This is a genomic window from Segatella salivae F0493, from assembly GCF_000477535.1.
Taxonomy (GTDB): domain Bacteria; phylum Bacteroidota; class Bacteroidia; order Bacteroidales; family Bacteroidaceae; genus Prevotella; species Prevotella salivae.
Genome location: NZ_AWGW01000019.1, coordinates 75843 through 99426 on the forward strand (window position 1 = coordinate 75843; position 23584 = coordinate 99426).

17 protein-coding genes and 4 tRNA genes are annotated in these 23584 nt (G+C 39.7%); 14 read left to right on the forward strand and 7 right to left on the reverse strand.

Annotated elements, in window-relative coordinates; translation table 11 throughout:
- Positions 1–10 precede the first annotated feature (10 nt).
- On the forward strand, positions 11–3601 hold the full coding sequence (nifJ, locus tag HMPREF9145_RS06225) for a pyruvate:ferredoxin (flavodoxin) oxidoreductase (protein WP_021825451.1): 3591 nt from the start codon (positions 11–13) through the stop codon (positions 3599–3601).
- A gap of 928 nt (positions 3602–4529) precedes the next feature.
- Here the strand turns inward: nifJ and HMPREF9145_RS06230 are convergent.
- The 3 genes from HMPREF9145_RS06230 to HMPREF9145_RS06240 are packed head-to-tail and all read right to left on the reverse strand — an operon-like array spanning position 4530 to position 6198.
- Positions 4530–4973, reverse strand: a complete 444-nt coding sequence (locus HMPREF9145_RS06230; RefSeq protein WP_036906841.1) for a DUF4293 domain-containing protein — start codon at positions 4971–4973, stop codon at positions 4530–4532.
- A complete protein-coding gene (locus HMPREF9145_RS06235) occupies positions 4973–5308 on the reverse strand; it encodes a DNA-directed RNA polymerase subunit omega (RefSeq protein ID WP_007133428.1) in 336 nt (111 codons plus the stop codon). Before HMPREF9145_RS06235 ends, HMPREF9145_RS06230 begins: the two co-directional genes overlap by 1 nt.
- Before the next feature lie 17 nt (positions 5309–5325).
- Entirely contained in the window at positions 5326–6198 is an 873-nt protein-coding gene (locus HMPREF9145_RS06240; RefSeq protein ID WP_036906846.1) for an outer membrane protein assembly factor BamD, read from the reverse strand.
- A 332-nt stretch (positions 6199–6530) separates the two neighbouring features.
- Here HMPREF9145_RS06240 and uvrB point away from each other — a divergent pair, with 332 nt between their 5' ends.
- The 12 genes from uvrB to HMPREF9145_RS06300 all read left to right on the forward strand — a co-directional run bounded on the left by uvrB (position 6531) and on the right by HMPREF9145_RS06300 (position 17617).
- Positions 6531–8582, forward strand: coding sequence for an excinuclease ABC subunit UvrB (uvrB, locus tag HMPREF9145_RS06245; RefSeq protein ID WP_021825447.1), 2052 nt, complete (start codon positions 6531–6533; stop codon positions 8580–8582).
- Between the two features lie 126 nt (positions 8583–8708).
- A complete protein-coding gene (locus tag HMPREF9145_RS06250; RefSeq protein ID WP_036906849.1) occupies positions 8709–9512 on the forward strand; it encodes a DUF4468 domain-containing protein in 804 nt (267 codons plus the stop codon).
- 12 nt (positions 9513–9524) lie between these two features.
- Complete coding sequence (locus HMPREF9145_RS06255) at positions 9525–9779, forward strand: mechanosensitive ion channel protein MscS (RefSeq protein WP_036906861.1); 255 nt, start codon at positions 9525–9527, stop codon at positions 9777–9779.
- On the forward strand, positions 9779–12073 hold the full coding sequence (locus tag HMPREF9145_RS06260; protein ID WP_021825485.1) for a putative porin: 2295 nt from the start codon (positions 9779–9781) through the stop codon (positions 12071–12073). Before HMPREF9145_RS06255 ends, HMPREF9145_RS06260 begins: the two co-directional genes overlap by 1 nt.
- 1 nt (position 12074) lies before the next feature.
- Complete coding sequence (gene menA / locus HMPREF9145_RS06265) at positions 12075–12992, forward strand: 1,4-dihydroxy-2-naphthoate octaprenyltransferase (protein WP_021825526.1); 918 nt, start codon at positions 12075–12077, stop codon at positions 12990–12992.
- Positions 12993–12994: 2 nt separating this feature from the next.
- Positions 12995–13627, forward strand: coding sequence for an HD domain-containing protein (locus HMPREF9145_RS06270; RefSeq protein WP_036906863.1), 633 nt, complete (start codon positions 12995–12997; stop codon positions 13625–13627).
- A gap of 65 nt (positions 13628–13692) precedes the next feature.
- Positions 13693–13765: transfer RNA gene (locus tag HMPREF9145_RS06275), tRNA-Thr, on the forward strand.
- A 5-nt stretch (positions 13766–13770) separates the two neighbouring features.
- Positions 13771–13841: transfer RNA gene (locus HMPREF9145_RS06280), tRNA-Gly, on the forward strand.
- Positions 13842–14367: 526 nt separating this feature from the next.
- Positions 14368–14440 (forward strand) — tRNA-Lys (locus tag HMPREF9145_RS06285).
- Positions 14441–14469: 29 nt separating this feature from the next.
- Positions 14470–14542: transfer RNA gene (locus HMPREF9145_RS06290), tRNA-Lys, on the forward strand.
- Between the two features lie 179 nt (positions 14543–14721).
- A complete protein-coding gene (locus HMPREF9145_RS06295) occupies positions 14722–16191 on the forward strand; it encodes an SLC13 family permease (protein WP_007133417.1) in 1470 nt (489 codons plus the stop codon).
- 127 nt (positions 16192–16318) lie between these two features.
- Positions 16319–17617: an NCS2 family permease gene (locus HMPREF9145_RS06300; protein ID WP_007133416.1), complete on the forward strand. Its 1299-nt coding sequence runs from the start codon at positions 16319–16321 to the stop codon at positions 17615–17617.
- Between the two features lie 1067 nt (positions 17618–18684).
- Here the strand turns inward: HMPREF9145_RS06300 and HMPREF9145_RS06305 are convergent.
- Complete coding sequence (locus HMPREF9145_RS06305; RefSeq protein WP_021825453.1) at positions 18685–18981, reverse strand: hypothetical protein; 297 nt, start codon at positions 18979–18981, stop codon at positions 18685–18687.
- Positions 18982–19092: 111 nt separating this feature from the next.
- Here HMPREF9145_RS06305 and HMPREF9145_RS06310 point away from each other — a divergent pair, with 111 nt between their 5' ends.
- Positions 19093–19602: a nitroreductase family protein gene (locus tag HMPREF9145_RS06310; protein ID WP_021825509.1), complete on the forward strand. Its 510-nt coding sequence runs from the start codon at positions 19093–19095 to the stop codon at positions 19600–19602.
- 140 nt (positions 19603–19742) lie between these two features.
- Here HMPREF9145_RS06310 and HMPREF9145_RS06315 read toward each other — a convergent pair whose 3' ends face one another.
- The 3 genes from HMPREF9145_RS06315 to HMPREF9145_RS06325 form a co-directional block, all read right to left on the reverse strand.
- The gene (locus tag HMPREF9145_RS06315) at positions 19743–22028 is read right to left on the reverse strand and encodes an ATP-dependent helicase (RefSeq protein WP_021825457.1); all 2286 of its coding nucleotides are present in this window, start codon (positions 22026–22028) and stop codon (positions 19743–19745) included.
- A gap of 5 nt (positions 22029–22033) precedes the next feature.
- A complete protein-coding gene (mtgA, locus tag HMPREF9145_RS06320; RefSeq protein WP_036906851.1) occupies positions 22034–22768 on the reverse strand; it encodes a monofunctional biosynthetic peptidoglycan transglycosylase in 735 nt (244 codons plus the stop codon).
- 64 nt (positions 22769–22832) lie between these two features.
- Complete coding sequence (locus tag HMPREF9145_RS06325; protein WP_007133409.1) at positions 22833–23510, reverse strand: OmpA family protein; 678 nt, start codon at positions 23508–23510, stop codon at positions 22833–22835.
- Between the last annotated feature and the right edge of the window lie 74 nt (positions 23511–23584).

Below are 23584 nucleotides of genomic sequence, written 5' to 3' on the forward strand. Positions count from 1 at the left end.
CAGACATAAAATGGCTAAAGAAAAAAAGTTTATCACTTGTGATGGTAACACAGCTGCCGCTCATGTAAGCTATATGTTTACAGAGGTTGCAGCAATCTACCCTATCACTCCGTCATCTCCAATGGCAGAGCATGTAGATGAATGGGCTGCTAAAGGTCGTAAGAACCTGTTTGGTCAGACTGTTTCTATCCAAGAAATGGAATCTGAGGCTGGTGCTGCAGGTGCTGTTCATGGTTCTTTGCAGGCAGGTGCCCTCACATCAACTTACACTGCATCACAGGGTTTGTTGCTGATGATTCCAAACATGTACAAGATTGCAGGTGAATTGCTCCCTTGTGTGTTTAATGTTTCAGCACGTACACTGGCTTCTCATGCGCTTTGTATCTTTGGTGATCACCAAGATGTAATGGCATGTCGCCAGACAGGTTTTGCGATGTTCTGCTCTGGTTCAGTACAAGAGGTTATGGACCTTTCTGCAGTTCCACACCTGGCTACACTTGAATCATCAGTTCCTTTCATCAACTTCTTCGATGGTTTCCGTACATCTCACGAGTACCATAAGATTGAAGAGATGGATATGGAAGACATTCGTCCTCTTGTAAATCAAGAGTTCGTAAAGAACTTCCGTGATCGTGCCCTCACACCTGAGCGCCCAGTAACACGCGGTACAGCTGAAAACCCAGAGACATTCTTTACACATCGTGAAGCATGCAACCAATACTATGATCGCATTCCAGAGATTGTTGAGAAGTATTTGGGTGAGATTTCTAAGATTACCGGACGTGAGTATCACCTCTTTAATTACTATGGTGCTAAGGACGCTGAGAACATTATTATCCTTATGGGCTCTGCAACTGAACCCGCTCGTGAAGCGATTGACTTCCTCGTTAAGCAAGGAAAGAAGGTTGGTATGGTTGCAGTTCACCTCTATCGCCCATTCTCTGTTGAGGCTATCCGCAAGGCTATTCCTGATACAGTTAAGCGTATTGCAGTACTTGATCGTACTAAAGAGCCAGGTGCTGAAGGCGAACCACTATATCTTGATGTAAAGAGTGCCCTTTATGAAGACCCACGCAAGCCACTGATTGTTGGTGGTCGTTATGGTCTTGGTTCTTCAGACACAACACCTTCTAAGATTATTTCTGTTTTCAACAACCTTGAGTTGCCAATGCCAAAGAATCACTTCACAGTGGGAATCGTTGATGATGTAACCTTCACATCACTTCCTGAAGTTGAAGAAGTGCCTATGGGTGGCGATGGTTTGTATGAAGCTAAGTTCTATGGTTTAGGTGCAGATGGTACGGTTGGTGCTAATAAGAACTCTGTTCAGATTATCGGTAACAACACAAACAAGTATTGTCAGGCTTACTTTAGCTATGACTCAAAGAAGTCAGGTGGTTTCACTTGCTCACACCTCCGCTTTGGTGACGAGCCAATCCACTCTGCTTACCAGGTTAATACGCCTAACTTCGTGGCATGCCATGTACAGGCTTACCTCCACATGTATGATGTAACACGTGGTCTTCGCGATAATGGTACCTTCCTTTTGAATACCATCTTCGAAGGTGATGAGCTTGTAAACTTCATCCCAAATAAGGTTAAGAAGTACTTTGCTAAGCATAACATCAAGGTTTATTATATCAATGCTACGAAGATTGCTCAAGAGATTGGACTCGGCAACCGCACAAACACCATCCTCCAGTCTGCTTTCTTCCGCATCACAAAGGTTATCCCAACAGAACTTGCTGTAGAGCAGATGAAGGCATTCATCGTGAAGTCTTACGGCCTCAAGGGACAAGATATTGTTGACAAGAACTATGCAGCTGTTGACCGTGGTGGCGAATACAAGGAGCTCGCTGTTGACCCAGCATGGGCTAATCTCCCTGCTGATGAAGACAAAGATGGCGATGTTCCAGCATTCATCAAAGAGATTGTTCGTCCTATCAACGCACAGTCTGGTGACTTACTCAAAGTTTCTGACTTTGTTAAACATGGCACTATCGATGGTACTTGGCATAATGGTACCGCAGCTTATGAGAAGCGTGGTGTAGCAGCCTTTGTTCCTGTATGGAAAGCCGAAAACTGTATACAATGTAACAAGTGTGCATATTGCTGTCCTCACGCAACTATTCGTCCGTTCGTTCTTGACGAAAAGGAAAAGGCTGGCTTTGAGGATACAACGTTAGATATCCTTGCACCAAAGCAACTTAAAGGCATGCAATTCCGCATTCAGGTTGATGTTCTTGACTGTCTTGGTTGTGGAAACTGTGCAGATGTCTGCCCAGGAAAGAAGGGTGAGAAGGCTCTTGTCATGACTCCATTCAATGTTGATGCTCCTGAAACAGTTAAAGAGACAAAGAACTGGGAATACATGATGAAGCAAGTAGCTTCTAAACAGGATCTCGTTGACCTCAAGTCAAATCCAAAGAACAGCCAGTTTGCAAAACCTTTGTTTGAGTTCTCTGGTGCATGTTCAGGCTGTGGTGAGACTCCTTACGTTAGATTGATTTCTCAACTCTTCGGAGATCGTGAAATGATTGCTAACGCTACAGGTTGCTCTTCTATCTACTCTGCTTCTATTCCATCAACACCTTACACCACAAATGATAAGGGTCAGGGCCCAGCTTTTGACAATTCATTGTTCGAAGACTTCTGTGAGTTCGGTCTTGGAATGGCAATGGGCAACAAGAAGATGAGAGAACGTATCTCTGTTCTACTGAAACAACAAATTGCCGACGATAAGGTTCCAGCACAATTCAAGGAAGCTGCTCAGAACTGGCTTGACAATAAAGACGATGCAGACGCTTCAAAGACGGCAACAGCTGCCTTAAAACCACTCATCGAAGAAGGAGCAAAATCTGGTTGTGACGTATGCAAGGAGTTGCAAACACTTGACCATTATCTCGTAAAGCGCAGCCAGTGGATTATTGGTGGTGATGGTGCTTCTTATGATATTGGCTATGGTGGTCTCGACCATGTACTCTCTACTGGTGAAGATGTAAATATCCTCGTACTCGATACTGAGGTATATTCTAACACTGGTGGTCAGAGTTCAAAAGCTACTCCGCTTGGTGCCATTGCACAATTTGCTGCTCAAGGTAAGCGCATACGCAAGAAAGACCTCGGTCTTATGCAAACCACTTACGGCTATGTATACGTAGCTCAGATTGCAATGGGTGCTGATAATGCACAGACATTAAAGGCTATCCGTGAAGCTGAAGCTTATCCAGGACCATCTCTTATCATTGCTTATGCTCCATGTATCAACCATGGTATCAAGGGAACTAAGAACATGAAACGTAGCATGGGACGTAGCCAGAATGAGGAAAAACTTGCTGTTGACTGCGGTTACTGGCACTTGTGGCGCTACGATCCACGTTTGGCAGACGAAGGAAAGAACCCATTCCAGTTGGACTCTAAGGCTCCTAACTTCGCTGACTTCCGTGAGTTCCTCATGGGTGAGGTACGCTACTCTTCTGTAGCTAAGGCTTATCCTGCTGAGGCAGAAGAGCTCTTCACAGAGGCAGAAAAGATGGCTAAGCTCCGTTATCAGACCTACCAACGTAAGAGTAAGGAAGATTGGAGTGAGACAATTGATTAAAATTGAATCCTAAATAAAAAGAAGACGCACAATATTGTGCGTCTTTTTTTGTTTCCGACATTTTATATTCATCTCAAAAATATGACGAAATAAGAGATAAACTTATGATATATCATAAAAGCTTCTCTTTTTTCTGCTTACATCAAATACCTCGTTTCGCAGCGTAAACCCTATGCTTTTACCATGCAGAATGACACACTTCACAGACCAATTCGCTACAAAACGTAATGCGTTTTAACTCAAATCATACGCCTTCCTATTCTACATCACAAAATAGTTCCCCCTACTTTAATCTTCACTTTCACATTTTCTTATAAATTCACGCGCTATTCTTTTATCCCCCAGAAATACTTTTCCCAATTCTATTTTGGCAAAAACAATAGCACAAGTATATATTTTTGATGTTTCTCTTCGCATTCAAACATTTGTATTACCTTTAACAAACTATTTTAACTTCAGACGAAATACGAACACATAATGTGCGAAGTTAAATTGCAAAATAATAATATGATGCCAACATTGCCTATGCAAAGAAGTTCTATGGAGGTAAAGTCGCGATGTTAATCCGTTCGATGTGTGGGATAGACCGCATTAAAGCACATAAGAAGTTCACAGAGTATCCATTCTGAAAGCCTGCCATCAGTTCAAGAAGAATATCTAAACAATATTATAAACTATGTGTGTGTGAATGGTGATATGCAACGACAGACACTCATGCAAAGCCCATATAAGATCTTTCGTTGGCAAGTTTTTGGAGACAAATTAGCTGGTGTTGGCAACTAAATATAGTTTCTTCATGATGTTACAGAAACTAAATCTTTTGAAGAAAACAGAGATTTCTTAGAGGAATCTTTCGTTGCTGAAGTACAGAAAAAGTCCCACTCTCTCCATGATATAAAAGGGAAAGAGTGGGACTTTAAGTTTATTTTTATCGTATTCTGTCAGCAGCCCTTACCAATTTTTCATCTGCAAGAATGGCATGACGCGCCATAAGATGAAGAATCAAGGCTATAACAGGCAAACAAGTAGCAAAATGCGGCGTGATGTTTACAGCTGAAGTAGCATAGAAAAAGGCGTAATAAGCGCTCCAAAGTATGATAAGCACAGCATTGATTACACATAACTTTGCCTGGAACAAACGTTGATGATACTTGAAGATTGATAACAAAGTGAGTGGGCATGTCAAAAGAAGCAGTACGAACAAAGGACTGGTTTTGAAAGAATAACCCGTATTGTCATGAATCCAAAGATTAGTAACAATACTATCAATCTCCATTCCCGATGCCTTTAATGATGCTATCGGAAGACAGAGACACACAATCGTTACAATCAGTGCAGCAAGTAAATACAGAGTTTGTTTACGCTGTATCATTAGTCGTCGATATTAGATTCTCTTGAAGGGTCACGCCAATAAACATTACCTTCAACAAATTCTTCTGTTGCAAGCAATGTTGGTTTCGGCAACTTCTCATAGTAACGTGAGATCTCTATCTGCTCGCGATTCTCGAAAACCTCCTCAAGTGAATCGTTATATGAAGCAAATTCTGCAAGCTTCTTATTCAAATCCTGCTTAATTTCAACAGAAATCTGGTTAGAACGCTTTGCAATAATTGCAACACTTTCATAGATGTTTCCAGTCTCTTGACAAAGCTCCATGATATCACGGGTAACGGTGTTTACCGGCGCTTTTGATTTCTTGTAATCCATTATACGTTTAATTATATTTATTTATTATTGTTTTCTGTAGACTGATCGTCAGAAGAATTCTCCCCAGTGAACTTTTTACAGCGCTTGATATATTTCTCAGCTAAAGCCTTATCCTTTGAATCGGGATACTGGTTCATAAAGCCATAGCACTCATCTTCTGCATCCTGATAACGTTCCAAACGCTTTGACTCAACACTTTGTTCGGCAAGTTCAAACTTGCTTTTCATCAAAAGTAGAGAAAACTCTTCTCTCAAAGAAGTGTAAGGATAATCTTTTAATGCATTCTGACAGGTGACAATACAAGCCTCATAGTTATTTCCACCATCAGAACAATTGCCAAAATAAGGGCCGAGATTATAATAAAGACGAGCTGAGTACAACTCTTTCAAAACAAGTTTATCTTGTAATTCAAACAAATATTTCTGTGCTTCGGGCCTTAATTTAGCATCAGGATAAAGATCAAGGAACGTTTGAAAAGCGTTAATTGCAGAAATCGTCATAGACTGATCCAATCGAGGTTCAGGTGTGCTTTTATATAAAGCAAGCCCCTCATAATAATGAGCCATCTCTGCAAGATAGCCTTTTGGATAAGATTGATAGTAACGTTTGAAAGCCTGAGATGCGCCCTCATAGTCCATGCTTCCATATTCAGCCATGGCCAACATATAAAGACTTTCCTGAGCGTTGTCTGTTCCTTTCTCAATATTAATGAGGTCGGTCAGCAACGTAATTGCCTGAGTATATTTCCCTTCTGCATAACATTCTTTGGCGAATTCGTATTTATACTGATAATTATCAGTCTTATATACTTTATTGAATTCTTGCGCACAACTTGTGAAAAGCAATGTAACGCATATAGGAATCAAAATCTTTTTCTTCATATCAAACATTTGATTTGCAAAGATACTGACTTTTCTATGATTTACAAAGTAAATGATACACTTTTTCGTAAAATATTAATCTTTATAACGGTTGAATAAAAACGAAAAATTAAATATTATGATTCAAAAGACAAATTATGTTCTTTGAGAATCCTAAAAAACATCATTAATGCAATAAGAATATAGTTATATGCAGAGAGAAAGTTGGTCATAATCAAAACTTCAACAAGGAACTATGGTTGAAATCACATAAGAAATAAGAGGTTTTATTCTAAATGAACGTTGCAGATTCACATTAGATTTTGTAAATTTGCAGCGAAAAGAAAGGATAATATAAATAAATGGATTTCAAACTTACATCGAAATATAAACCTACAGGGGATCAACCTGAAGCCATCAAAGAACTAACTGAAGGTATCATAGATGGGGTTCCGGCTCAAGTGCTGTTAGGAGTTACAGGGTCGGGAAAGACATTCACGGTAGCGAATGTTATTGCAAATGTGAATAAGCCAACGCTAATTTTGAGCCATAATAAGACATTAGCCGCTCAGCTCTACGAAGAAATGAAAGGCTTTTTCCCTAATAATGCAGTAGAATATTATGTTTCTTATTATGATTACTATCAGCCAGAAGCTTACCTACCAACCTCAGATACCTACATAGAAAAAGACCTTGCAATAAATGATGAGATTGACAAGCTGAGACTTGGAGCGGTATCTGCCCTACTCTCTGGACGCAAAGACGTCATTGTTGTGTCGTCAGTTTCATGTATTTATGGTATGGGAGGACCGGTTGCTATGCAAGAAAGCATCATCAAAATCAAACGTGGCCAGTCCATTGATAGAAACGTTTTCTTGCGTAAACTCGTTGATGCACTTTATGTAAGAAATGATATTGACCTGCAAAGGGGGACCTTCAGAGTAAAAGGAGACACGATAGATATATCGATGGCGTATAGTGATAACATCCTAAGAGTGACGTGGTGGGATGATGAAATTGATAGTATTGAAGAGGTTGATAATATCACTTTTCATACTATCGAACGTTTTGAAACTTACGAAATCTACCCTGCAAACCTTTTTGTAACATCCAAAGAGCAAACAGAACAGGCTATACGCATGATACAAGACGACTTAGTCGACCGCGTGAACTACTTTAATGAAATTGGTGATTCTATTAAAGCTCAGCGAATTAAAGAACGCGTTGAGTATGACATGGAAATGATAAAAGAGCTCGGACATTGTAGCGGAATAGAGAACTATTCACGTTATTTTGACGGCAGAAATCCAGGAGAACGTCCTTACTGTCTACTTGATTTCTTTCCCAAAGATTATCTAATGGTGATAGATGAAAGCCACGTTAGTGTACCACAGATTAATGCAATGTATGGTGGAGACCGTGCAAGAAAACAGAATCTTGTGGAATATGGCTTCCGATTACCTGCAGCTTTTGACAACCGACCATTGAAATTTGAAGAATTTCATGACCTCATGCACCAAGTGATATATATCAGTGCAACTCCAGCCAACTATGAGATAGAAGAAGCAGAAGGTGTAGTGGTTGAACAAATTATTCGTCCTACGGGACTATTGGACCCTGAAATAGAGGTCAGACCCTCTGAAAATCAAATAGACGATCTCATGGATGAGATTCTAACGCGCATCAATCGGCATGAAAGAGTGTTGGTTACGACTTTGACAAAGCGCATGGCAGAGGAACTCACTGAGTATCTCCTAAACCATGAAATAAAAGCAAATTATATTCACAGTGATGTGGCAACACTTGACCGAGTGAAAATAATGAATGATTTAAGAGCAGGAGTTTATGATGTGCTTGTTGGCGTAAACCTCCTTCGTGAGGGGCTCGACTTGCCCGAAGTATCCTTGGTTGCTATTCTCGATGCAGACAAAGAAGGCTTTTTACGTAGTCATAGAAGCCTGACACAAACGGCAGGACGTGCTGCAAGAAATGTCAATGGAAAAGTTATTATGTATGCAGACACCATAACAGAAAGTATGCAAAAAACAATTGATGAGACTGCAAGAAGGCGCAGTATTCAGTTGAAATATAACGAAGAACACCATATAATTCCAAAGCAAATAGAGAAAAAAATTGGTTCTACATTGGCAGTTTCTTCACAAACAAACAATAATGGGAAAGAAGATATCCGTCAAAACAGCAAATACAAGGATGTTTATTTGGAACCGGAAGCTGGTGCTTTTGCAGCAGATCCAATTGTTAAACGCATGTCAAAAGCCGAATTAGAGAAGAGCATTGCTAACACAACAGCCCTAATGAAGCAAGCGGCGAAGGACTTAGACTTTATACAAGCGGCCCAATATCGTGATGAAATTATACGTTTACAAAACCAATTGAAAGAGAAGAAATATTAAATGAAGGATAAAATTCAATGAGAAGTCCTTTTTATTAATTATCGTTAAGTTTGAAAAATCAAACATGTTGAAACAGGAACTCTCAGAATTTTTTATTAATTTTGTCATAATATATTTGATAAACTTATGAAACATCTACTCTTTTCAATACTTTTTTTATTGCCATGGTCTGTCAATGCACAAACTGTTGGCACTGTTCCTGCAACACAAGTCGAAATCTTAAAGGCTGAAGCAGCTAAGAAAGCTAAAGAAGCAAAGGAAGCTGCGGAGAAAGCAAAACAGGCAGCAGAAGAAGCCTTGAAAGCCGCAGAAGCTGCAGAACAAGCAACACAAACATCGCAACCACAAAAAGATAGTTGGACAATACCACAACAAACAAAACCAGAACAGAAGCCTTCAACAACAAAAAACAACAATCCGTATGAAGGTTATTTGGCAGGTGCTGTACCCGAAAAGGATGGAAAAGTGGTATTTGAACTTAAGGAACCGATTAGTGATATTAATGCAAACGAATTATACAAACGCGTTTATGCCATCTTAGATCGATTGGCACATGATGATCATCAAGCAGGAAATAGTAGGATTGTTTTAGTGAACGAAGCTGAACATACCATTGCTGCACGTTATGAAGAATGGTTGGTTTTCTCACAAAACATTCTCTCTTTGGATCGAACAAAGTTTAATTATACGATAGTAGCAAAATGTAATAATGGTATTTTGGATTTAACATTGAATCGAATAAACTATAGTTATGAGGAAAATCGCCCGTCTGGATTTAAAGCTAACGCCGAAGAATTAATCTCAGATAAGGCTTCTCTCAACAAGACTGGTACTAAATTACAACGTATGAACGCTAAATTCAGGATAAAAACAGTTGATCGAGTACATGAGATTTTTAATCAAATCAAACAAGAATTAAATATAAAATAAAATATGATGGATATCAATCAAGAAGACAAAAAAAATACAAACGAGACAGAGTATGCAGTAAGGCCTCATCACAAACAAAAAAGATTGATTGATAACGACAATCATATGCTAAAATACCGCAATATACTTAATATTGTGTTTATGTTACTTGCAATTATAGGAGTCGTTATTTTTACACAAACAGAACATAGAATTATTGCAACAATCATCTTGATTATTGCTGTTGTTTTGAAATTCATTGAAGTTGCTTTACGAATGTTTAAATAATGAAAGCAAAGATATTCACCCTTCTCTTCTTCATATTTCCTTCTATTAGCTTTGCACAATTTGATGACAACTACAATCAGATTGATGCAGAAGGCAACATGACCTCACGCAATAAAACAAATAGGAAAGACTCATTAAAGAACGAAAAAGAAATTCCAGAAGGAATCAAAGTATGGACGATAGACAGTCGTTTTGGTGACCGAAAAGCTGCTGTTCCCGACACACTTTCACACATGTTTATGAACACAGTCTTTACAACAGGCTTACGTGGAGAGTATAATACAACCGGAAACTTAGGTGCACCAAGAATCAATCGTATTTTTACAGACCGGCAAAATGAAGGGCAATTCATATTCACACAGCCATTTGACTTCTTCATTACACCTATTGGACAATTTCATTTCACTAATACATTATCGCCATTTACCAATATTACCTACAACACTGCAGGCAATCGACTGAATGGTGAAGATCATTTAACAACAAAATTTGGTGTTAATGCCGGAAAGAAATTAGGCGTAGGATTCAAATTTGACTATCTTTATGGAAGGGGATATTATCAAGATCAAAGCACGGCTCATTTCAATTATACGATGTATGGCTCTTACATAGGAGACCATTATCAAGCTCATTTACTTCTTTCTACAAACCATCAGAAAGTTACAGAGAATGGAGGTATTGCAAATGATAACTATATCATCCATCCTGAAAGTTATAGTGACAAGTATACTACAAGTGAAATTCCAACTGTTTTATCTCAAAACTGGAATAGAAACGACAACCAGCATATATTCTTTACACACAGATATAACTTGGGATTCAGTCGAAAAGTACCTATGACTGCCGACGAAATAAAAGCTAAGAAGTTTGCAATGGCATCAAAAAAAGATAATGAATCTTCTAAACAGGAAAAAGAAACTTCTCGAAATAACAAAAAAGATGAGCCTATAGAAGGTAGACCTGACAATGCAAAAATTATGGGAACAGAACCAGGTGGTCAGAAAAAAACAAATGATCGATTGGCTTTGGACAAACATACTGCTGATAGTTTACTATCGATAGAGAGCAAAAAACAAGCAGATTCAATGTGGATGAAAAAAGAATTTGTTCCTGTTACAAGTTTCATTCATACCATACAATTCGACAATTATAGGCGTATCTATCAAGCATATAATACTCCTTCAAACTATTATGCAAACAATTATAATGTTCAAGAGTATCTCTCTGGCGATTCTATATATGATAAAACGCGTTATTATAGTCTCAAAAACACGTTTGCTTTATCATTATTAGAGGGATTTAATAAATGGGCAAAAGCAGGCCTTAAGGCTTTTATCACATCAGATCTCAGACATTTTACACTCCCTAACACTACAGGAATTGATTCTTATAATGAGCATAATTTAAGTATAGGAGCACAATTAAGCAAAACACAAGGAAAGCTATTACATTATGATGCAATAGCAGAAACCTGGCTAACTGGTAGTGATGTAGGACAAATGAAACTCGATGTGAATGCGGATCTCAACTTTAAGTTATTCGGAGACACGTTGACTCTGTCTGCCAATGGTTTTCTATACCGTCTTAATCCGACTTTTTATTATCGCCACTTCCATAGTCGTCATGCATGGTGGGATAATGATAACCTAAGTAAAATCATTCATTCGAGGATACAAGGGATACTTAATTATCAGAAAACGAGAACCACTTTACGTGTCGAAATAGATGAGATTAAAAACTATACTTACTTCGCTTCATCGTATAATACAGTTAATGATAATCGCGTAAATCATGCTATTGTTGTCAAACAAAACAATGGATTAATTCATCTTTTAACGGCGTCGATATCACAAGACTTCACATTTGGTCCCATAAATTGGGAAAATATGATTACTTATCAGAATTCAAGTAATAAGACCGTCTTACCTGTTCCTGCACTCAATATTTATAGTAATCTGTATCTTCGATTTAAGATTGCTCATGTATTGCGATGTGATTTTGGTGCTGATGTGAGGTATTTCACAAAATATTATGCACCTGATTATGTTCCAATCTTAGGACAATATGCAATACAAACAAACACAGATACAAATGGAAATGATAATCGTATAGAGATTGGAAATTATCCCGTTGCGAATGTTTATGCTAATTTCCACCTTAAACATACTCGCTTTTTTATTATGCTAAGCCACTTCAATGCTGGCACAGGAAGGAAGAATTATTTCTTTACTCCTCATTATCCACTTAATCAAAGCATTCTAAGATTCGGCTTAAGTTGGAACTTCTTTAATTAAAATGGACGAAAACAATATTAAAATAAACTCATTTAAGGCCTGGTTCTTAGCATCCAGACCGAAAACATTGATTGGAGCTATAGTGCCAGTTGCTATTGGAGTAAGCTTAGCCTTTAATCAAACAGGCATTGAGTTGTTTTCTTTTACTCCTGCAATACTATGCCTTTTATTTGCTTCAATCATGCAAATAGATGCTAACTTTATTAATGATTATTTTGATTATAAGAGGGGTAATGATAAATCTGAAGTTCGATTAGGCCCCAAAAGGGCATGTACAGAAGGATGGATTACATCTTCTGCGATGAAAAAAGCTATTATTATCACAACAATTCTTGCATGCGCCATAGGTTCACCTCTTATAATATATGGTGGATATGAAATGGTTTTAGTTGGAATTCTATGTGTGGCCTTCTGCTTCTTATATACAACTAAGTTATCTTATTTAGGCTTAGGTGACCTATTAGTACTCATATTCTTTGGGATTGTTCCTACATGCTTATCTTATTATGTCACTATGCCCCGAAGTGAAAGGAACATACCTCTTGAGGTATTCATCGCTTCGTTAGCATGTGGATTTGTTATCAACACCCTCCTTGTTGTTAATAATTATCGAGATAGAGACAACGATCAGAAAGCAGGAAAAACAACACTTGTGGTATACATTGGAGAGAAATGGGGGCTAAGACTCTATCTTATATCAGGTCTTGTTGGAGAGTTCTTAATGCTATTTGTTTCTAAGAGCTATTCAGAAAATATGCTTTCCCCCACTCTTTTGATGGTTTATTTATTACTACATTTTATTACGTATGAAAAAATGCAAAAGATAAAACGCGGTAAAGAACTTAACTACATATTGGGAATAACAGCTCGTAACATTATGATTTTTGGCATTCTATCAATTGTTTCAATTTTAATATAATGGTGCAACAAGTTTCATTAGAGATAATGGAGTTTATAGAACATAATATTCTCCCCAAATATACTGCGTTTGGAAAAAGTCATGGGCTACAACATGTTAATCGAGTGATAAAAAATTCGATAGAATTAGCCAATTATACAGGTGCAGACATCAACATGGTTTATGTTATAGCAGCCTATCATGACTTAGGAATGTCTGGACCACGCGCAATTCATCATCTTACAGGTGGCAAGATTTTAAGTAATGACAGCAGATTAAAAAGATGGTTCAATACCGATCAATTGAAAATTATGAAAGAGGCTGTTGAAGACCATCGCGCAAGTTCCAGTCATACACCGCGGACAATATATGGTAAGATTGTTGCTGAAGCAGATAGAGACTTAGAACTCGATGTTGTGTTTAGTCGAGCTATTCAATATGGATTAGAAAATTATCCAGAATTAAACAAAGAGCAACAATGGAAACGATTTGAAGCACACATGAATGAAAAATATTCACGCAACGGCTATATCCATTTATGGATTCCAGGAAGTCCTAATGCAAAGAAGCTCAAGAATATACAAGAAACTATTGATAATAAAACAATCTTACGTGCTAAATTCGAAGCTTTGTATGCAAAAGAAAAGAAAGAATAAATTTGGTTTTTCAAAAAAAATGCTATACCTTTGCACAGCAAACATCGAAAAGCATAAGTAGAATTGCCGATATGGCTCAGTTGGTAGAGCAACGCATTCGTAATGCGTAGGTCCCGGGTTCGAGTCCCGGTATCGGCTCTTTTGCGGAATTAGCACATCGGTAGTGCGCGAGCTTCCCAAGCTTGAAAGGCGGGTTCGACTCCCGTATTCCGCTCATAGACTTTCTCTTTAATCCAAGAAAACATTATCGTTAATCGATCCGAGTCTTTTTATTTAGCATCCAATGCTTATTAATATTGTTATTGTATTGTACAATTGTACACATAATATATATTCTTAACCTATGAAAAAAATCCATGATTAAGTTATCTTGTATTGGAGGATTAGACAAATCTCTCATCGGTATGATTAGCAAAATTTATGATAAAGAGACATTGGTCTGCAGAGACCAACCTAATACACCTATTAATTATATATGTATCTCTGATAATAAACGCAAAGATATTATTCCTATTTTCCCCATTACATATATTGATATCTGTCAATTGAATACTGGAATATATTTTATTCAAGACTAACATACAATTATAAAGTTTGTGAAACTACAGAGCAAATGTGCATCACCAATATCCATAAACTATTTTTTTTGAAAAAAACTATCATTTATTTGGTTGTTTAATGAAAAGAATGTACCTTTGCACACGCAATTCGGGAGCACATTCTCATTGTAAATATCAATTGCACCCTTAGCTCAGTTGGTAGAGCAACTGACTCTTAATCAGTGGGTCTAGGGTTCGAATCCCTAAGGGTGTACAGTTGATAAAAGCAGAAAAACTAAAATTGCACCCTTAGCTCAGTTGGTAGAGCAACTGACTCTTAATCAGTGGGTCTAGGGTTCGAATCCCTAAGGGTGTACGAAAGGAGATGCAACAGCATCTCTTTTTTATTTTCTAACAGACGATTATTTATAACTATTGAAGGCATCTAATATGAAAAAACAAAGTTACTTATTTGCTATATTCATATTTTTAATGTAATTTTGTCAACCGAATTTATATAAAAAGTTCTTATAACCATAAAAACATTAATAATTTATGCAAGACTCAATCAAATCTGTTTTATCGGGTGATTTCAATAAAAAGAAATTCCTGATGTGTTTGATTACGGCGCTCTTGACCGTAATCGTGTGGAATCTTCCAAGTAGTTTCTTTGACATTGATGGCCTTACTATTGTCCAACAACGTGTCATTGCTATTTTTGTTATGGCCGTTTTGCTGTGGATAACAGAAGCTATCCCTGCATGGGCAACGTCTATTACAATTATCTTCATACTGCTCTTTTGCGTCAGTGACTCGTCGTTCTCCTTCTTTCAAGGCACAGAAGATCAATATGGAACGATGCTTGATCATGTAGGAGTAATGGCATGTTTTGCTGATCCTACAATTATTTTGTTCCTTGGAGGCTTTATATTAGCTATCGCAGCAACAAAGAGTGGGCTTGATGTTCTTATGGCAAGAATACTAATGAAACCATTCGGTCAGAAGAGTGAATATGTGCTTTTAGGTTTCCTTCTCATTACAGGAGTATTCTCCATGTTTATTTCCAACACGGCAACGGCAGCCATGATGCTCACCTTCTTAACTCCCGTGTTCAAAGCACTCCCTGCAAATGGGAAAGGAAGAATTGCGCTTACGATGGCCATTCCTGTTGGTGCTAATCTCGGTGGTATGGGTACTCCAATCGGAACGCCCCCTAATGTATTTGCGCTGAAGTATCTAAACGACCCAGCAGGACTAAATACTGGAATAACATTCTCACATTGGATGATGGTAATGGTTCCTTTAGTTATTATCCTCCTTATTATTGCATGGCGACTGATTCTTCATTTCTTCCCATTCACACAAAAGACAATTAAGATTGAAATTGCAGGAGAAGTCTCTCACAATTGGCGCACAGTGGTTGTGGCTATCACTTTCCTGCTCACAATATTCTTATGGATTAAAGGAAAAGATTTATTTGGCATCAATGCAAACACGGTGGCGATGCTTCCTATCGCTGTATTTGCGTTTTGTGGCGTAATCACAGCAAAAGATTTGCAAGAAATAGATTGGTCAGTCATCTGGATGGTTGCGGGAGGCTTTGCCTTGGGTAATGCAATGAACGGAACAGGTTTGGCAGAGAATGCCATTAAGAGTATTCCATTCGGAGCTTGGAATCCGGTCGTAATCCTCGTTATCGCATGTCTCATTTGCTATCTTTTGAGTAACTTCATTTCCAATACCGCAACAGCAGCCCTACTTGTGCCTATCCTCGCCGTTGTATGTAAAGGAATGGGCGATGGTTTGAATATGATCGGTGGTACAGTAACCGTTTTAGTCGGTATTGCAATCGCTGCAAGTGCAGCAATGTGCCTCCCAATCAGTACGCCACCAAATGCCATAGCTTTCTCAACAGGATTAGTCAAGCAGAACGATATGCTCAAAGTCGGAGTGTCAGTCGGTATCGTCACTTTGATTTTAGGCATCGGTGCATTGGCTCTTTTCTCTAAATTAGGTGTTTTCTAATCATAAATAAATCCACATTTTGAGCCTCTCCTTGTAAAAAGGTGAGGCTCTCTTTCATTTTTCTTGTAAAATGTTTTAATCAATTTATAGTTATTTCGTAATTTTGTCGCAATCAAACTAAAAAACAATGTTCTTACAAAAAGCTTTAGGATTTAATTCCTCTACGATGAAGGCTCGCACAGAAATTGTGGCCGGAGCTACCACTTTTCTCACCATGTGTTACATCCTTGCAGTCAATCCTGACATTCTGAGCACGACAGGAATGGACAAAGGCGCGCTTTTTACAGCAACTGCAATTGCTTCTGCCATCGCTACGCTGCTGCTTGCATTTATGGCGAAGCTTCCTTTCGCCCAAGCGCCGAGTATGGGTCTAAACGCATTTTTCGCATTCACTTTATGCCAAGCGATGCACTACACCTGGCAGCAATCCTTAGCCATTATGCTCGCTGAGGGTATTGTCTTCCTGCTCATCACATTCTTGAACATACGGGAGCATATTCTCAATGCAATCCCACAAAACCTACGCTATGCGATATCCGCCGGCATCGGAATGTTTATAGCTTTTATCGGATTAAAGAACGCCGAAATCATTGTCGCTAACAGCGCGACCTATGTTGGGCTTGGAAAATTCACGCCCACTGCAATTTTAGGTGTCATTGGAATCATCCTCAGCGGTGTTTTAATGGCCCGCCGCGTAAAGGGAGCATTGTTCCTGAGCATCATCATCACAACGCTTATCGGCATTCCGATGGGCGTAACAAAGTTCCCTACTGGCTGGCTGCCTGTTGATATGCCACAGGATATCAGCCCAATCTTTGCTCATTTTGACTTTACCGGACTCTTTACGCTCAAAACGGGCTTAGTGGTTATTTCTCTGCTCATGGTAAACATCTTCGACACGGTCGGAACTCTTGTGGGACTGGCGTATAAGACCGGAATCGTTGGCAAAGATGGTTCTATCCCCCATATTAAGGAAGCCATGATGAGCGATGCCATCGGAACCACATGCGGAGCCTTCCTCGGGTCAAGCACACTGACTACCTACGTAGAGAGCGCGTCAGGAATTGCCGAAGGCGGACGAAGTGGACTGACTTCTGCTGTCGTTGGACTGCTGTTCATCATTTCGCTCTTCCTTTCTCCCCTATTCATGTTGATTCCCAGCGCAGCGACAAGCGGCGCGTTGGTCCTTGTCGGCGTGCTCATGCTCGACAGCGTGAAACAACTCGAACTGACAGAAGTAAGTGAAGCTTTCCCCGCGTTTATCACCATGATTACGATGGTGCTTTGTTATTCTATTGCGGACGGAATCTACATGGGCATCCTAAGTTATGTTATCCTCAAGTTATGCACCCAACAATACAAGGTGCTTAATCCCACGCTACTGATTTTATCCGTCTTGTTCCTCCTCAATTTCATTCTGAGTTAGAATGACTGCAAAAAAGGCGCTCATTCTGGGTGTAAACAGCAGTAGAGCGTAACTCAATAAGCCTGCGGTTCGGTCGTCGATAGACAAACCTCAGGCGCACAAAATAAACTGAACAAAAAGTCTCTTTTCCAATCACAATAATAGTCTGATTTGGAAAGGAGACTTTTCTTATATTCAAAAACAAACAAAAAACTGAACAGAAACCACAGCCAAACTTCTGTTTGAAGCCCTATTTTAACAAAAAACCGAGTTTTTTATTCAATTCTCATTAAAAAACTGGCCATATCCCCAGGTGTTTTATCAGAATCACACAATTTTCAGTAATTGTCCCCGGGTGTTTTGTCAGAATCACGCAATTTTCGTTCATCTACCCCGGGTGTTTTGTCAGAATCACGCAATTTCTGCTCATCTACCCCGGGTGTTTTATCAAAAATCAGCAATTTCTATTCATCTACCCCGGGTGTTTTATCAAAAATCGGCAATTTCTGCTCATCTACCCCGGGTGTTTTATCAAAATCACGCAATTTTCGTTCATCTCCCCCGGGTGTTTTATAAAAAATCAGCAATTTCTATTCATCTACCCCGGGTGTTTTATCAAAAATTGGCAATTTCTGCTCATCTACCCCGGGTGTATGAACATTTTTCATCAAAGACTGATAATTTACACTCGTTCCCAAGCAGTTTTTCACAAAATCTGATGATTTACACCCGTCCCCGAGCAGTTTTTCACAAAATCTGATGATTTACACCCGTCTCCAAGCAGTTTTTCACGAAATTTGATAATTGTACCCCGTTCCCGAGCAGTTTTTCACAAAATCTGATGATTGTACCCCGTTCCCGAGCAGTTTTTCACAAAATCTGATGAATGTACCCCGTCCCCGAGCAGTTTTTCATGAAAAACTGAAAATTTACACCCGTTCCCAGGCAGTTTTTCATGAAATCTGATGAATGTACCCCGTCCCCGAGCAGTTTTTCATGAAAAACTGAAAATTTACACCCGTTCCCAGGCAGTTTTTCATGAAAAACCGATAAAATAATAAAATCGAAAAGAAGTTTTTCGCTTAAAACTAACAGCCCTTTCCGTCAATACTGCAGCTTGGAGCCTCATTCTGACGAGATTTCAAGCCAGCTTCTTCCGGTGAGAGCGTCACACGTCCGTCTTCTAAGACGAAGCACGGAATGCCTGCATAACCATGTTTTTTAGCGTCGTCGAACACCGGATTGTTGTCTCGCAATGCCAAAAAAGCTTTTAAATTCCTCACATGCTCACCAATATCTATCACTTCGTAACGGCCATTGCCCTTAACCTGCTCGTCTACAAACGAACAATCGGGGCAGGACTTCATTCCATAAATTTTAATCATAATCTTAATGTTTTAATACTCATAATTCATTGCAAACTTACATAAAAACTTTGGAATCATTATCAAAATCAATAAATTTTGTTATCTTTGACGCGGACAAAATATAAACTTATGGATTTTTTAGAACTTTGTAAAAAGCGGTTTTCCACCCGCAAATTCAGCGCGCAGAAAATTGATAAGCAAACATTAGAACATATCATGGAGTGTGTAAGAATAGCTCCATCGGCAGTAAATCGACAGCCTTGGAAGTTTATTGTCGTGGGTTCTGAATCAGCAAAAGAGAAACTTGTGCAATGTTACGACAGACAATGGTTTCGCTCGGCTCCACTTTATGTCATTTGCATGAAGGATACGACAAATAATTGGGTTCGTGCGTTTGATGACAAGCCACACGGAGATATCGACCTTGCCATTGCGATAGAACATCTTTGTTTGAGTGCAGCCGAATGTGGAATTGGGACTTGTTGGGTTTGTAATTTTGATCCTCAACGGCTCAATGCGCTTTTCGGCCAACCCGGATATGAAGCCGTGGCCATTGTTCCGATGGGATATGCGGCACAAGATTGTGTCGGAAAGGAAAAACAGAGAAAAACCTTAGACGAAATTATAGAATTTGTTTAAGGACTGATTAAAAGCTGTTGGCAAAAAGCAGAACAGCGGTCGGCGCTGCGCGTTGACAACGGCCAACAGCCAGAAAAAGGCATAAAAAAGGCAATATGAATGCGCCAAACATCACATATTGCCTTTTTTGTGTTTATCGCCTACTTTATAATGCTATATCGGGCGAACTTTAACAAAAGAACCTTCTGCCCCGTATTCTTAAAGTTGACAGTTGCCTTCTGATTCTCTCCCATCCCTTCAATATTCACCACCGTTCCGATTCCAAACCGCTGGTGCTCGATGACACTGCCTATTTTCAGTCCGTCGGCCGTAGAAATTGTTTGCGATGCGGATTGTTCTGCATGATTCTTTGAGACGACAGGCGGAATTTTGACTGGTCTCAATTTCGCCGGACGAATCGATGCAGCCGTGAAAGTAGGCTTCGGAGAAACAGGTCGCGAAGGTCGCTCTGAAACGAAATCGTCACTAAAAATCTCCATAAAAGCGGGGTCAATCTCGTTGAGGAAACGACTTGGTGTGCCGAACTCCAATTTTCCGAACCGCCATCTGTTTTTAGCACAGGTCAGAAAGCAGTATTGTTCTGCACGCGTGATTGCAACATACAACAATCTTCTCTCCTCTTCCAATTCGCGCGCGCTGTTTGAAGACATTGGGCTGGGAAAGATATTTTCTTCCATTCCGACGATGAAAACCGTCGGAAACTCCAAGCCTTTTGCAGCGTGAATGGTCATTAAGCTCACTTTTTCGCCCTCTTTGTCATCGTCGCTTTCGACATCGGTCAGCAATGAAACTTCTTGGAGGAAATCCGTAAGTTTCGAATATTCCTCACGCCCTTCTTCGCATCGACTTTCAACAAAATCTTGTAAACCATTCACAAATTCCTCAATATTCTCCTGGCGCGAAATAGCCTCGGGGTCGGTTGAGGAGAAAATATCTTTATTAATTTCACTTTCTTGAATGATTTTGACGCCCAACTGATAGGCATCCATTGTTTCGACCTTTTCGATGAACGAAGACATCAGTTCGGTGAAAGAACGGAGCTTATTTAGGGTTCCATTATTAACTTTCAGACCAAATTTGACGGGCGAATTGAGGATTGACCAGAAGCTTTCATGATTTAAATGGGCACAGGCGATAATCTTCTCAATCGTCGAAGCACCAATTCCGCGTGTGGGATAATTGATGATTCGGCGAATGGCCTCCTCGTCTTCAGGGTTTACGACAACGCGAAAATAAGCCAGAACATCCTTAATTTCTTTGCGTTGATAGAAGCTCATTCCTCCAAAAATGCGATATGGGATGGTCTGCCGTCGCATCTCTTCCTCAAAGATTCTACTCTGCGAATTGGTGCGATACAAAATGGCAAAATCGCTGTAATTAAAGTATTCTTTCAGCTGCAATTGTTTGATATATCGGCAAACGACAGCAGCCTCCTCCTTATCACTATAGACCGGACGGAGCACCAGCTTTTCGCCCTTGGCATTTCGGCTGTAAACGTCTTTGTGTATTTGTCGCTTGTTGTGGAGAATCAAACTATTGGCCGCTTGTACAATATTCTGCGTCGAGCGATAGTTTTGTTCGAGTTTGAAGAGCTTTGTCTCAGGGTAGATCTTCTGAAAATCAAGAATGTTATCAATATTTGCACCCCGAAAGCCATAAATACTCTGTGCGTCATCTCCTACCGCACACACATGGTGATGCTCTTGCGTCAGCTGCAAAACAATACATTGCTGCACGTAGTTTGTATCTTGATACTCATCAACCAACACATACTTAAATCGCTCCGCATACTTGATTCGAATATCATCATGCTCCTTAAAGAGGCGCCATGTGAGAACCAATAAATCGTCGAAGTCCATTGCGTTGGCTGTCTGCAAACGCTGTTGATATGTCTGGTAGATTTGATAAATTTGCCCTTGGCGGCTTTGTTCGTCTCGTTTCAAAGTAGCCTGGTCCACTGCATAGGCATTCGGCAGGATAAGATGATTCTTTGCCATGCTAATCTTTGCATGTACGCTGGCCGACTTATAAACCTTATCATCAAGCTGCATTTCTTTGATGATACTTTTCAACAACGACCGGCTGTCTGACTCATCATAGATAGTAAATTGCTTCGAATAGCCCAATTTCTCAGCTTCGACACGAAGAATTCTTGAGAAAATGCTGTGGAATGTTCCCATATAGAGGTAGCGCGTGCGATCTTGGCCCACGACTCTCGCGATACGATTGCGCATCTCATTGGCGGCCTTATTTGTGAACGTAAGCGCAAGAATACTCCAAGGCTCATACTGCTTTTCGTCTATCAGATAGGCAATCTTATACGTAAGTACACGCGTTTTGCCCGAACCTGCACCAGCAATCACCAGCTGAGGTCCATCGCAATATTCCACAGCAGCACGCTGTCCATCATTTAACTCTAAATTCATAATAATCAATGGGCATATACTCCGCCTGAAGCGGTGTGTGGATCATAATCTTCTCCGGGCTTTGGAAAACTCGGAATGTAACGCATATTGACTAAAATTTGTCTCCGACGTCGCATGACATAAGGTCCTGGATGCTTACTACTTAACTCACGAGGATTAGGCAACGTGGCTGCAATTGTAGCGCAATCAGAACGTGAAAGATCGATAGCTTGTTTCCCGAAATTATATTCAGCAACAGCATCAGCGCCGTAGATTCCATTTCCCATTTCAATGGAATTCAAATACACTTCCATTATTCTCTGCTTACTCCAAAGCAGTTCTATCAATGCCGTGAAATAAACTTCAAAACCTTTTCTCGTCCAAGACCTCCCGGGCCAAAGAAATACATTCTTTGCCGTTTGCTGACTTATAGTGCTTGCTCCGAGCTTACGTTTCCCGCCTTTTAAATTCCGTTTGGCTGCCTTTTCTATTGCATCATAATCAAAACCATGATGCAAAAGGAAACGTTGATCTTCACTCGCCATCACCGCCACAGGCAAATGAGGAGATATCTCATCCAAAGGTATCCAATGATGATGTAGTGTTACACTCTCACCAGCGCCTAACTGTTGAAAACAACGAATGAACATCAGCGGTGTAAAATATACAGGCACAAACCGAAGGAGTACAACCGCAAAGACAGATGAAGCCAAAAAGAGCACAAAAGCCCATCTGATAACTTTCCAAACTATGGTTTTCATTAATGGAAAAGGGGGCACACTGCCTACACAGTGCACTCCCATAATTTAATTTGTTTATTTTTAATTACTCTGAAAGAGTACCTGACTTTGCTGCGTTAACCATTGCGGGAGAAGCATATAGATATACTTCCACACGACGATTCTGCTTGCGTCCGGCTGCTGTTGAATTGTCTGCAACGGGTTCTGAACTACCCTTTCCAACAACATTCTGGAATTGTGAACTCGAAACACCACAAGATTTAAGATAGTTTACAACACTCTCTGCACGACGATTACTCAATGGAATATTGATTGCATCATTGCCTGTATTGTCTGTGTGACCATAGATGTCAACATGACAATCTGAATTATCTTTCAAGACCTTAGAGAATTTAACTAAATCATTCTTAGAAGATGCTGTCAAAGTTGCTTGATTTGTAGCAAAGAGAATACCACTATCAAAGGTAACTTTTACTGCCTTCAAACCATTGGCATCAGTTACTTCTTCAACCTTTGCATTGCGAATCTGAGCTGCTTGAGCTGCAACTTTATCCATATGACGACCAATCAGTGCACCTGCACCTGCGCCTACAGCACCACCAATGGCTGCGCCTACAGCCGTGTTACCTGCTATTTTACCAACGATTGCACCTAAAACGCTGCCACCACCAGCGCCAATCAACGTACCTGTACCCTGTTTTGTTGCGCAACTACATACTGAAAGAACACACAATCCCATCGTTGCCATTTTCAAATTCTTCATAATTTTTATTCTTAAATACGTTTATTATTTCTCTGCAAAGATAGTCGTTTTTCCATCATTATATGCAGATTACC